We start from the raw sequence: 13,118 nt of genomic DNA, 5'->3' as shown, positions 1-13,118 counted from the left end.
ATTGCAATGGAAACTGCTGCCAAGCTCAAAGATGCCGACATGACCATGTCCAGACAGGCCCCGCACAATCTGGAAGTCGAGCAGCAGTTACTGGGTGCCATTCTGGTCAACAACCAGACCTTCGACCGCATTGAAGCCTTCCTGAAGCCCAACCATTTTTTCGATCCGAACTTGCGCGATATTTTCGAGAAAATCTCGGCCCTGATCAGAAAAGGCAAGGTCGCCTCTCCTGTCACCCTCAAGACTTTTTTCCCCGCCGATCACATGATCGCCGATATGCCGGTCGACCTCTATCTGGTGCGACTCGCCTCACAGGCAACTTCAATCATCAATGCCGAGGATTTCGGATTGCTGATCATGGATCTGGCAACCCGCCGCAATTTGATCGAAATCGGCACGGATCTTGTCAATGTCGCCTATGACGCTCCCATTGACAATCCACCCCGCACCCAGATCGAAGATGCAGAAAAGCGCCTGTTCGAACTGGCTGAGAAGGGTGGTGAAAGTGGCGGATTTCAAAGCTTTGCCTCGGCCGCAACCGAAGCGATCGAAATGGCTGAAGCAGCCTACAAGCGGGACGGCCAGCTCTCCGGTATTTCGACAGGCCTTCGGGATCTTGACCAGAAAATGGGCGGCCTTCAGCATTCGGACTTGATTATTCTGGCCGCTCGTCCCGCGATGGGCAAAACCTCGCTCGTCACCAACATCGCCTATAACATTGCCAGCGCCTACCGCGCCGAAGAGCAGCCCGATGGCACAATGAAAACCGTCAATGGTGGCGTCGTCGGTTTCTTCTCGCTCGAAATGTCCGCCGAACAGCTCGCCACCCGCGTCATCGCCGAACAGGCCATGGTTTCCTCGGAAAAAATCCGCCGCGGCAAGGTCGATCAGGAGGAGTTCGCCCGCATCGCGCAAACAGCACAGGCAATGCAGATCACGCCGCTGCATATCGACCCCACCGGTGGTATTTCAATTGCTCAGCTCGCAGCCCGAGCCCGCAGGCTGAAGCGCCTCAAAGGCCTTGATCTGCTGATTGTCGACTATCTGCAATTGCTATCCGGTTCCGCGTCGAAAGCCTCGCAAGGCCGTGTGCAGGAAATCACCGAGATCACGACCAACCTCAAGGCGCTGGCCAAGGAACTCAATGTTCCCATCATCGCTCTTTCCCAGCTCTCTCGTCAGGTTGAGGCCAGAGACGACAAAAGACCTCAACTTGCCGACTTGCGCGAGTCGGGCTCCATCGAGCAGGACGCCGACGTGGTGATGTTCATCTATCGTGAAGAATATTATCTCGAACGTGCTCAACCCAAAGAAGGCACCGAGGAGCATTTCGCCTGGCAAGCAGAGATGGAACGCGCGATGGGCAAGGCCGAAGTCATCATTGCAAAACAGCGTCACGGTCCCACCGGCATCGTCCCCCTCGCCTTTCAGGGCGAATTCACACGCTTCTCCGATCTGGCGCGTGACGATTATATTCCGGAAGCCTACGAATAGGCCTTCGGCATCTCCCGCCAGCCATTGCAGCATCGGACCTTTTCCAAACGCCGCTTCAGTCTCGAAGGCAGGGTACAAGATTCATGAGCCAAACATAGTCATCTACACCCTACTCGCCTTGTCCGCAGCACCGATGGTCTTCATTGGCTTTGTCATATTCTCTTTGCTGAAACCGGCATAGACCCCGAACTCGGTGTTTTCTCGTTGGATCTGTCCTTTTTGCTGTCAGGCCTGCCTTGCGATTTGTGAGCGAACTCCATTATCTTGCTATCGCGCAAGACCGGTAAGCTGGCCCAGAGGGCAGAAGGCTGGTCAGCCATATCCCCTGCGAGGCCCTTTAGGTCCCGTTGCTACTGATCAAATCAAACTCGCTGTTTCTTTTGTTTGCCTGACCGAGCCCAGATCCCTGAAGCTATTCAACGGCAAACCCGAACCTGAAGAATCGATCCGTCATGAACGACCGCCCGATGCCCACCCCATCCCACATCACTCATTTCGCGCCGTCCGACAGCCATACCGCCGGCAGTCTTCTGACGATAGACCTCACGGCTTTGGCCGACAATTACCGCCAGATGGCAGAAAGAACCGGCTCCGCCGAATGCGCCGCAGTTATCAAGGCCGATGCCTATGGAACAGGACTGGAAGCCGCCGCTGACTGCTTCTGGCAGGCAGGATGTCGCACGTTTTTTGTGGCCCATCCGCAAGAAGGTGCAAAAGCCAGAAAGCGACTGCCCGAAGCGGTCATTTATGTCCTGAATGGCCTGGTTGGTGACGACAGCGATGACTGCATGACCTACTATCGCGATTATAACTTACGCCCGGTACTTGGCTGTTTGGCGGAACTGGAAATCTGGCAGGCCTTTTGTGCAAAAAATGTCAAACCGCTCTCCTGCGCCATTCATTTTGACACCGGGATGAATCGCCTTGGCCTGAGCCATCAGGACGCTGTCGAGCTATCGAAAAGATGGAAGGAAACTCCGCCTTCCTTCGACCTGAGCCTGATTATCAGCCACCTTGCCTGCGCCGACGAGCCTGACCATTCGCAGAATCGTGACCAACTCAAACGCTTCAGTGATATCCGCTCCCTCTTCCCCGGAGTAAACGCATCTCTGGCCAATTCCTCAGGGGTGTTTCTCGGTCCTGACTATCATTTTGATCTCTGCCGTCCCGGTATCGCTCTTTATGGCGGAGCCGTGGTCGATGGCAAACCGAGCCCGATGCAGGTCGTCGCCACGCTCCAAAGCCGCATTCTGGCAACACGCGACGTGGCCGAGGGGCAGCCGGTCAGCTATGGCGCGACGCAAACCACAAAAAGACAAAGCCGTCTCGCCATTCTTTGCGTTGGCTATGCAGATGGCTTTCTTCGTACAGGCAGCAGCAACGACACCCGTGCCGGGGCAATCGTCTCGATCAACGGCCACAATGCGCCGGTGATCGGCCGCATAACCATGGACCTGATCATTGTCGATGTCACGGACATCCCGGAGGACAAGGCGCAAAGAGGAGACTGGGCTGAACTGTTCGGTTCCAAGATTGCAATTGATGACGTCGCCAAAGCCGCAAACACCATCAGTTATGAACTGTTGACGAGCCTTGGCTTACGCGCACTGCGCCGGTATCAATAGAGACAACAGAATCAGACACGATTCTCGAAATGGGAAGCTTTGCCGATGGCACGCCAGAAATCGACCTTTGTTTGCCAGGCTTGTGGCGCTGTCACCAATCGTTGGCAAGGCCGTTGCGATTCCTGCGGTGAATGGAACTCCATCCTTGAGGAAGCCGAAAGCGCCGGGATTGGCGGTTCTCCCAAGACGGTCCGAGGCAAGTCGGGACGGATTGTCGAGCTGGTTCCGCTCTCGGGCGAGGAAAAGCCGGCACCGCGCATTACGACCGGAGTAAAGGAACTGGACCGGGTCACCGGCGGCGGGTTTGTCAAGGGGTCTGTCCTGCTGCTTGGTGGAGATCCGGGCATAGGCAAGTCAACTCTCCTCATTCAGGCCTCTGCCGCCCTTACCCATCATGGCCACCGGGTCGTTTATATTTCCGGCGAGGAAGCAATTGATCAGGTTCGTATGCGTGCCGCCCGTCTCGGGCTATCAAAAGCGACGGTCAAACTCGCGGCCGAAACAAGCGTTGAAGACATCCTTGCGACCTTGGCCGCCGATGGACCACCGGAAATGGTTGTCATTGATTCGGTTCAGACCCTATGGACCGAAAGCGCCGACAGTGCACCGGGCACCGTGACCCAGGTCCGCGCGTCTGCACAGGCCATGATCCGCTATGCCAAGCAGACCGGAGCCGCCGTCATTCTTGTTGGCCATGTCACCAAGGACGGTCAGATCGCCGGCCCACGCGTGGTAGAGCACATGGTCGACGGAGTTCTGCATTTCGAAGGCGATGCAGGACACCAGTTCCGCATTCTGCGCGCGATCAAGAACCGTTTTGGCCCAACCGATGAAATCGGCGTTTTTGAAATGACCGGAAGCGGTCTGGCACAGGTTGACAACCCGTCTGCAATGTTCCTGGGTGAGCGCAACACATCAACGCCCGGAGCGGCTGTCTTTGCCGGAATGGAAGGATCCCGCCCCTTGTTGGTCGAGATTCAGGCTCTTGTCGCCCAGTCGCCCCTGGGCACGCCGCGTCGCGCCGTCGTCGGCTGGGACACCAGCCGCCTTTCCATGATCCTTGCCGTGCTGGATGCCCATTGCGGAGTTCGTCTTTCCGGTCACGATGTCTATCTCAATGTCGCAGGCGGCCTGAAGATCTCCGAACCGGCAGCAGACCTTGCGGTTGCGGCAGCTCTTGTCTCCTCTCTGGCAGGCATTTCCCTCCCCTCAGACAGCGTCTATTTCGGCGAAATCAGCCTTTCCGGTGCCATCAGGCCGGTTGCCCACGCCCCTGCAAGACTGAAGGAAGCAGCGAAGCTGGGCTTTGCCAGCGCGACACTTCCCGAAGCCTCAAGAAAGACGATCAAGTCTTCGGATCTGATGCTCACCAGCCTACCCGCACTGACCGATTTGGTTGCCCAGATTGCAACAGGGTCGGAAATCATGACAAAAGAGACAAATGAGCCTTGATAAGATACCCAAAAAGCCTTGCTCTTGCCCCTTTCTTGGTCCTATAGAATGACTGAACAACTAGCCGAGGCACAAATCGCAATCTGCCACCGCTCGGCCAAACACAGGATGACTTAACGATGCCCATCACACTCCTTGACGGGATTTTTATAATCGTCTTGCTGATTTCCGCCTTTCTGGCCATGATTCGTGGCTTTGTGCGCGAAGTCCTATCGATCGGAGCCTGGCTTGCAGCAGCTTTTGCCACCATTTATCTCTTCGACAGGGTCCTCCCACTCGTCAAGGCCTACCTCCCACAGCCGATTGTCGCTCAAGGTGCAACGGCACTCGGCATCTTCCTGATCACTCTGATCGTTGTGTCCTTCATAACCATCCAGATTTCAGACTTCGTACTCGACAGCAGCATTGGTGCGCTCGACAGGACATTGGGGTTTGTGTTCGGGGCCGCCCGTGGGGCCGTCTTGATGGCGGTTGCCATGATCTTCTTCAACTGGTTTGTCCCGACCGACAAGCAGCCAGACTGGATCGCCCAGGCCAAGGCCAAACCGCTGCTCAACTCGGTGGGAGACCGCCTCATCAATTTGCTGCCTGAAGATCCGGAAGAACAATTGATGGAAAAGCTCAAACAGCGCCGCGAAGGATCTGATGACAACGCTTGAGCCGGGCCTCGACAAAACCGACTGCCTGCGGTGAAAACACGATCTTGCCAGCACATGATTTGCCCGGCAAGACCGACCGAATCTGGTCACGACAACCAAAGCATAGATGACGGCAGGGCTTCATTATGCTAGGAATTGCATCGCATGAGATTGGCGGGGATGAACCCGCCATTCTGCATTCTAGGGTCATTGCGTCACATTTGCGCTCATCCGAGCCGGAAATGTTCTAGACATCAGAACACCACAGTTTTGCGGCAGCTCGCAGCTAAAACAGAGCTATTGCTACCAGGCCAACTTGTCCACATAGCCTGTAGCGGCCTAAACAAAGTCTTGGAACAGCAAGCGTTCCAATTGAAAGGATCTCACGCCCATGTCGGATAAGGGACACAAATCTTCGTCTCATTCCCCCTCTCGCTCCGAGCAGAGCTTTTCAATCGCGGATGCTCAAGCACTGAAGCCGCAGGAGTGCGAAATGGATGATTGGCAATGCGAGGGAGACACCTTGCATGAAGAATGTGGCGTGTTCGGAATTCACAATTACAACGACGCCTCGGCACTGACAGCGCTTGGCCTTCATGCGCTCCAGCACCGGGGACAGGAAGCAGCAGGGATTGCGACCTATGACGGTCAGCATTTCCACCTTGAGCGCAAGTTTGGGCTGGTTGGTGATAACTTCTCTGACGCAGCCACCGTCGCCAGACTGCCGGGCCACACCGCAATTGGCCACAATCGCTACTCTACCGCTGGCGGAGCAGCTCTTCGCAACATTCAGCCGCTATTTGCTGAACTGGAAGGAGGCGGCATTGCCGTCGCTCATAATGGCCAGTTCACCAATGCCATGACTCTGCGAAAATCGCTCATCAAGCGCGGCGCAATCTTCCAGTCGACGTCCGACTCCGAAGTGGTCCTTCAGCTCATTTCCAAAAGCCGCGAGTCCAACATAATTGATCGTTTCATAGACGCCATTCGGCAAATGGAAGGCGGCTATGCCCTTATTGCGCTGACACGCAAAAAACTGATCGGAGCACGCGATCCTTTGGGAATTCGCCCCCTGGTACTGGGAGACCTCAACGGTTCGCCCGTATTGGCGTCGGAAACCTGTGCGCTTGACATGATCGGTGCCGAGTTTGTGCGCGAAGTAAAAAATGGCGAGGTCGTCGTCTGCTCTGAAAAGGGCATTGAATGCTATCACCCATTTCCCGAGCAACCGGCGCGTCTCGATATTTTCGAGTATATCTATTTCTCACGCCCTGACTCCTTTATCGCTGGCAGATCCGTTTATGAAGTGCGCAAGACCATGGGGCGAGAGCTTGCCAAGGAAAAGCCACTTGATATCGATGTCGTCGTCCCGGTTCCCGATTCAGGTGTTCCCGCAGCCATTGGCTACGCGCAGGAAATCGGCAAGCCATTCGAGATGGGCATTGTTCGCAACCATTATGTTGGCCGCACCTTCATCGAACCAACCCAGCAGATCCGTGCGCTTGGTGTGCGTTTGAAGCACTCCGCCAACAGATCGCAGGTTGAGGGCAAACGGATCGTTCTGGTTGATGACAGTCTGGTGCGAGGGACGACCTCGTCCAAAATCGTTCAAATGATGCGCGACGCAGGTGCGACAGAGGTCCATATGCTTCTCGCCAGCCCGCCGATCACTCACTCCGATTATTACGGTATCGATACGCCGGACCGGGACAAGCTTCTCGCCGCCCAGTATGATCTTGAAGGCATGCGGAAATATATTGGAGCCGATTCTCTTGGTTTCATCTCCATCGATGGCATCTATCGGGCTTGTGGCTATAAAGAGCGAAACAACAAGGCACCGCAATTTACCGACCATTGCTTTACCGGCGACTATCCAACACCGCTGAAAGATCAGGAAGCTTCGGAAAACCACAGAGCTCCCGGTCTCCTGCTCGACTAGGCAAGATCCAAGAAAGGCAATTCGATGACAGAGAAGAGATTGGACGGACGCGTTGCAGTGGTAACCGGCGCATCACGGGGTATCGGTTGGCAGGCGTCCCTCGCTCTGGCCAGGGAAGGCGCTCATATCATCGCGGTTGCCAAAACCGTTGGCGCTCTGGAAGAGCTGGATGACAACATCAAGGAACTTGGCAGCACTGCAACCCTTGTCCCGCTCGATCTGTCTGACTATGACGCTATCGACCGGCTTGGAGCTGCAATTTATGAACGGTGGGGCAAACTCGACATCCTGCTCGGCAATGCTGGTCTGCTAGGCCCGATCACCCCTCTCACCCATGCCGATCCGGAGAAGGATTGGGAAAAGGTCATGGCGGTCAATCTCACCGCAAATTGGCGCCTGATACGATCACTTGATCCATTGCTCAGGCAGTCCGAAGCTGGCCGCGCCCTTTTCATGACCTCCGGTGCACCGCATAAATGCAAGCCCTACTGGGGGATCTACTCCATTACAAAAGCTGGCCTTGAAGCCATGGTTCGCACCTATGCCGGAGAAATCGAGAAAACGAACGTCCGCGTCAATTGCTTCAATCCCGGCCCGACACGAACCGGCATGCGGGCCAAGGCCTATCTCGGAGAAGACCCCATGACTGTGCCTCATCCGAGCGAATTGACACCTTACATCGTTGATTGCCTGCTGCCCCAATGCGCCGAGCATGGACGCATGTTCGACTTCCCTTCGCTCAGTTGGAAGGATTATGGCAGTCCAGTCTCCTGAGCGCCGAGACGCGCCAAGACTCGGCCAGATTGCACCCGAACGCCTTACAGACCAGAGCGTTTTTGAATCCAAAACCAGTCATTTAGAGCGAAGGCTTGAATCAAATTCGCAGCCCGCGAGGACAATAATTCCATCCCTGCGGACTGCGTCATTTTTGAAACACTCTTCCAAATCAGAATTTAGGTTCCATAACCTAGACTCACATTATTCGGCAGGCTCTCTCTCATGATCCTGTTGCGGAAGGAAACCTTGCAAATCTCCTTCAACAGCTTTGCGAAGACGTTCCTGGGCCTCACTGGCTTCGCGCTGTCGATCCCACATGGAAGCATAGAGCCCGCCCTCAGCCAACAGATCGGCATGACGCCCGCGCTCACGAATCTTGCCCGCCTCGAGCACAATGATTTCATCGGCACCGATTACGGTTGAGAGCCGGTGCGCAATCACAAGCGTCGTCCTGTTTTGCGAAACCTCATCAAGAGCTGACTGGATTTCCTGCTCGGTATGGCTATCAAGTGCGGACGTCGCCTCATCCAGCACCAGAATTGGCGGAGCCTTGAGGATTGTCCTGGCAATTGCCACTCGTTGCTTTTCACCCCCTGAAAGCTTCAAGCCGCGCTCTCCGACTTCCGTATCGAAGCCCTTGGGCAAGGTCTTCACGAAATCTGACAATTGCGCAAGACGGGCCGCTTCCTCGATATCTTCGCGAGAGGCTTCAGGGCGGCCATAACCGATATTGTAGAGCATCGTGTCATTGAACAGCACCGTATCCTGCGGCACCATGCCGATATGTTGACGCAGGCTGAGCTGTTGCACATCGCGCAGATCCTGCCCGTCGATGGTAATCGCCCCGTCACAAACATCGTAGAAGCGGAAGAGCAATCGGGATATTGTCGATTTGCCAGCACCGGACGGCCCAACAATTGCGACCGTTTTGCCCGCAGGAACATCAAAGCTGACACCATTCAAGATCGGGCGCTCGACATCATAATGGAACCGCACATTGTCAAACCGGATTGCGCCCCCAGAAACCGCCAAAGGCGCGGCAGCGGACTTGTCGATCACTTCGGCAGGTTGCCGCATGAGTTCGAACATGGATTCCAGATCGACAAGTCCCTGTTTGATTTCGCGATGCATGGACCCGAAAAAGTTGAGCGGCATGGACAGCTGCATCAAAAGCGCATTGATCAGAACAAAGTCGCCTACCGTCTGGGTTCCATTCAGGACTCCCATCGCCGAAAGCCCCATGCAAAGAGCCATGCCGGTTGAGAAAATGGCTGCCTGACCGAAATTGAGCCAGGCCAGAGACACCCATGTCGTGATTGCCGCTTTTTGATAGACCGCCAGCGAGCGGTCATACCGCTCCGTTTCCAACGCTTCATTGCCGAAATATTTTACGGTCTCATAGTTGAGCAGACTGTCCACGGCCTTTGAGTTGGCATCATTGTCTGACTCGTTCATCTTTCTGCGGATATCGATACGCCAGGTCGTAACCCGGATGGTGAAGACCACATAAAGGGTGATCATCACGATGACGATCACCACATATTTGATTTCAAACTGATAAGCGATGACCGCAGCCATGAAGAGAAACTGCAACAGGGTCGGCACGGCATGCAGAATCGTATGTCTGACAACCGCTTCAATGGCGCGGTTTCCCCGCTCGATAATGCGCGACAGCCCACCGGTATGTCTTTGCAGATGGAACCGCAAGGACAGGTCATGCATATGCTGAAACGTCTTGTAGGAGAGGTTGCGCACGGCATGCTGCCCAACCCGAGCAAAGAGCGCATCGCGCATCTGGTCGAAAGCCACGTTGGTTATCCGCGCCACCCCATACGCTGCGACCAGCATCACGGCAAGACTGGCCCAGGTTGAGACCGTCCCTGTATCGGCAAGAGGTTGCACCTCACTGCCGGTCGGAGAGGACAGGGAATCCGTCGCCCACTTGAAGAAATAGGGTGTCAGCACATTGACAACCTTACCCAGCGTCAGAACGACAAGGGCCAACGCCACACGCGACTTGAGATCGGGCCGGTCCGATGGCCAGATGTAGGGCCACAAATTACGCAATGTCTGAAAAGCGGACGCTTCGGCGTCCACCTTGGGGCGTCCCGAGCTATGCGCCTGAGCGTTTGAAGGCAATTTTCTCATTGAATATCGGTCCTGCTTGGTCCTGTTTTATTGGTCAAAATCGAGAAATGGCAAAACAAATAGGTCAGATTTGCATTCAATCCACTTCGATTGTCTTGCTAAGGTGATCAAAGAACACATGGCTTTGATCCAGAAACTCGGCGAGCTTCTCAGTATTCACACGATAACGGGATTGCTGCCCGGCAGCTTCCAGCGTGATGAAGCCGCTTTCGCGCAGCACCTTGAGATGCTGGGAAACCGTTGACTGGGCAAGCGGCAAGCCTGAACAGATATCACCACAGCAAGACTTGCTCTGTTTGCTGAGCTTGAGCAGGATGGCAAGTCGCGCAGGATGTCCAAGCGTCTTGTAGGCCTGCGCCAACTGGGCGTGTTCATCACAACATTTCAGATCGGACGAAGACGAGCAGCAGGCGTGATTTTCTTTTTCACTGGCCACAAGGCCCTCCATAGCGCCCCCCCCCGGATCGCGATCCAGACCGTTGCGCGAAAGCACGTTCATGATAGAAACCTGGCATTCCCAAGACAGGGAATAGTCCGGCGGTGCATTGTCACCATGAATGCGAAATTTTCGCGAAATGGGCTTCGCTCTGGGCTTCACGAGGCAGGCTTGCCTTTTATCGTATTTTTACGATTAACACAGATTCCGATCAAAGAAAACTGACAATCCCGATGATTACCGAAAAGCAGCCATTCTTCTCTCGCAGTTCTTGCCCCTTGCGCGTACCAGCCCCTTCGGACTGCCAGTCAACTGTCTTCATGCTGTTTTGAGTGCACAATGAAAAGCCCGGAGCGCAATGTCCGGGCTTCTGATCTGCTCCAAGAAAGCAACAGGATCCTATCCTGCCACAGATTCAGCAGTCTTACCCTGTTTACCCGCGTCAAGACTGGGGCTTTCGATTGACTCGAAATTATTCTCCCAACCATCCTCACCCCGCGGCAACTCGAACACCTGTCCGGGATAGATCCAATGCGGATCCCGAATCTGATCGCTGTTATTATCGTAAATGGTCGAGAAGCGAATCCCCGCTCCATAGACACGTCGGGCAATGGTCCAAAGATTGTCGCCACGCCGGATAATCACTTTCTGGGTACTGACCGGACCGGATGTGGCCGAAGCACTTACACCGCGCTGATATTTGTCGCCAAGCGTACCGCTTGCATCGACGGTCTGAACTGACGTGCTCTGTTTGGCAAAGGAAACCTCTGCCCGTTTAAGCACCGTTCCATTGACGGGATCAAGCAAATCGACGCGAGCCACGTGATCTCCGGTTGCCAGCGTCAAGGTGTCATCAAACAGGAAACGCCCGGTCTCACCACTGCGGCTGCTAGCGATTTGATCATTATCGACATAAAGACGCAAAAGAGAGCCCGCCGGTTCGGCTGCCCCGGCAACGAACAGAGTATCCCCTTCAATTTCAACAGCCTCGATCGAAACACTTCGTTCGACCATGATGACCGGTTTCGGATCTTCCGAAGCTTTTGCAATGGCAACTTTAGTTTCGGCCGGATCGCCGGTCTGAGCAACGGTGTTTTCCTTTGCGACCGGAACGCTCGGTGTTTCCACCGCTGCATTCGCTTGATCAGAACTCGAGACCGTATCCTGAGGCGACGTCACGACCGGATTAGCTGCGGGTGCGCTTGCTTCGTTGCCTGCCGGTTTGGCAATCGGATCCTTGGGCACTTCAACCTGGGCCACCTGCATGACTTCCGGTTTGCTCGCATCGGCACTGCCTGAGGCCTGATCTGCGCCCACGTTGGTTGCAACAGTTTGACCCTCATCAGTAACTGGCGTCTCGGTTGCCGGGGTTATGCTGGCGAGAACTTTCGAAGCCTCGCCCGGCGTGCTTTCGACCACCAGCAATTCGCCCTCGCCTTCCTTGGACAGAGCAACAGAAACGGAGCTCGGCGAAACCACAGGGTCTCCGCCATCCTTGGACTGTGCGGAAAGAGACAGGTCAGACACCCCTTCCCCAAGAGGATCGTTAAGCACCATGACCCATTCGCCATTGGCATCAGCAACCGCCTTGGACAATATCGCGGATCCGTTCTTCAACTCCACGGTCCAGCCCGGACTGGCCCGTCCCGCAACCAGCGTATTGCCATCCGGCTCGACCCGCACGATATCGAAGGTCGGCGCGTTATCGGCGCTGCCTTTCTGTGATGCAGGATCTGCCGCAGTCACCGGTGTCTTGCTTTCGGAAGCGGATGCATCCTGACCCTTGACCTCGGTTACCGGCTCTTTGGGAGGTACGATGAAGGAGGTGACATCTGAAACGCGATCATTAAGAACAGAGGCAACATTCCCAAGTCCAATCTTGTCGCCAAACACGGCGACCCCGACCAGCACAGCAATGACAACACCGCCAATAGCAGCGATAAACGGAGCAGCAGCTTTCATTCTTCTACCACACTTCAGTTGTGCCTGTCGCCAGGACCACCCCGGCTCATGGCATAGCCATCAACGCTTTCAAACCGAGAATACAACCGCAACAAAGCAAAATTCGGCTCAGTCGGTCTTCCCTCTGATTGTCGTCAAGGGCTGTAACATTTTGATGCACTTAACTAATCGAAAATCATAAGATTCTCGGCTCTCTTGAGTAATTCCTAACCTTTTTTTAAGGCCTTAACAAGGCCACGCGCATTTTTGACCCCGAGCAGAGAGCCGGGGCCTTGCATGAATGTCACAACGAAATGACATACGGAAGCGACTGAATTCGGGAAAGGCTCCAAAAACATGCCGACACCGGGAAAGCGAAGAACTTGATGTCGACATCAATGCAAAAAACGGTCTCCTAAGAAAATGAACGTGTCTGGCAGTTTGATCTTTCTGGCCAAAAGCTCAAACAGCCCAGAAGTAAAAACCGATATAATACAAGTACAAAGATAGTTACTCATTCCATCGCGGGCATTTACTCGGTTTTTAAAAAAATATTTCCGCTTCAAATCATGAGCTTCATCCGCTAGAGCGACAGAGCCCCTTCCAGTTTTCCTTGATCACAACAGGATCGGGCAAGAAGGAAGGGCGTTGGTGGATATCACTCGGAT

9 protein-coding genes are annotated in these 13,118 nt (G+C 54.7%); 6 read left to right on the top strand and 3 right to left on the bottom strand.

Going from position 1 to position 13,118, the window contains the following annotated elements; translation table 11 throughout:
• The first annotated feature begins 6 nt into the window (after window positions 1–6).
• From ACHZB8_RS14110 to ACHZB8_RS14085, 6 genes are all read left to right on the top strand, one after another.
• Window positions 7–1,494 carry a replicative DNA helicase gene (locus ACHZB8_RS14110; protein WP_316861254.1) on the top strand — a complete coding sequence of 496 codons (1,488 nt, stop codon included), beginning with the start codon at window positions 7–9 and terminating at the stop codon, window positions 1,492–1,494.
• Window positions 1,495–1,946: 452 nt separating this feature from the next.
• Window positions 1,947–3,119 carry an alanine racemase gene (gene alr, locus ACHZB8_RS14105; protein WP_316861253.1) on the top strand — a complete coding sequence of 391 codons (1,173 nt, stop codon included), beginning with the start codon at window positions 1,947–1,949 and terminating at the stop codon, window positions 3,117–3,119.
• A gap of 45 nt (window positions 3,120–3,164) precedes the next feature.
• Window positions 3,165–4,571 (top strand): DNA repair protein RadA, encoded by a 1,407-nt coding sequence (gene radA, locus ACHZB8_RS14100; RefSeq protein ID WP_316861251.1) that lies wholly within the window; start codon window positions 3,165–3,167, stop codon window positions 4,569–4,571.
• A gap of 119 nt (window positions 4,572–4,690) precedes the next feature.
• Complete coding sequence (locus tag ACHZB8_RS14095; RefSeq protein WP_316861249.1) at window positions 4,691–5,230, top strand: CvpA family protein; 540 nt, start codon at window positions 4,691–4,693, stop codon at window positions 5,228–5,230.
• Between the two features lie 472 nt (window positions 5,231–5,702).
• Window positions 5,703–7,148, top strand: coding sequence for an amidophosphoribosyltransferase (gene purF / locus ACHZB8_RS14090; RefSeq protein WP_316861247.1), 1,446 nt, complete (start codon window positions 5,703–5,705; stop codon window positions 7,146–7,148).
• Window positions 7,149–7,172: 24 nt separating this feature from the next.
• On the top strand, window positions 7,173–7,922 hold the full coding sequence (locus ACHZB8_RS14085; RefSeq protein ID WP_316861246.1) for an SDR family NAD(P)-dependent oxidoreductase: 750 nt from the start codon (window positions 7,173–7,175) through the stop codon (window positions 7,920–7,922).
• A gap of 204 nt (window positions 7,923–8,126) precedes the next feature.
• On the opposite strand, the gene ACHZB8_RS14080 is transcribed toward ACHZB8_RS14085, so the two are convergent.
• The 3 genes from ACHZB8_RS14080 to ACHZB8_RS14070 form a co-directional block, all read right to left on the bottom strand.
• A complete protein-coding gene (locus ACHZB8_RS14080) occupies window positions 8,127–10,073 on the bottom strand; it encodes an ABC transporter ATP-binding protein/permease (protein WP_316861245.1) in 1,947 nt (648 codons plus the stop codon).
• 76 nt (window positions 10,074–10,149) lie between these two features.
• Window positions 10,150–10,572, bottom strand: coding sequence for a metalloregulator ArsR/SmtB family transcription factor (locus ACHZB8_RS14075; RefSeq protein ID WP_316861244.1), 423 nt, complete (start codon window positions 10,570–10,572; stop codon window positions 10,150–10,152).
• Window positions 10,573–10,908: 336 nt separating this feature from the next.
• Window positions 10,909–12,471 carry a LysM peptidoglycan-binding domain-containing protein gene (locus ACHZB8_RS14070; protein ID WP_316861242.1) on the bottom strand — a complete coding sequence of 521 codons (1,563 nt, stop codon included), beginning with the start codon at window positions 12,469–12,471 and terminating at the stop codon, window positions 10,909–10,911.
• Between the last annotated feature and the right edge of the window lie 647 nt (window positions 12,472–13,118).

Source organism: uncultured Cohaesibacter sp. (assembly GCF_963556055.3).
Lineage (GTDB): Bacteria > Pseudomonadota > Alphaproteobacteria > Rhizobiales > Cohaesibacteraceae > Cohaesibacter.
The sequence above is the reverse complement of the archived record's forward strand: the minus strand, read 5'-3'. Positions and strand labels throughout refer to the sequence as shown.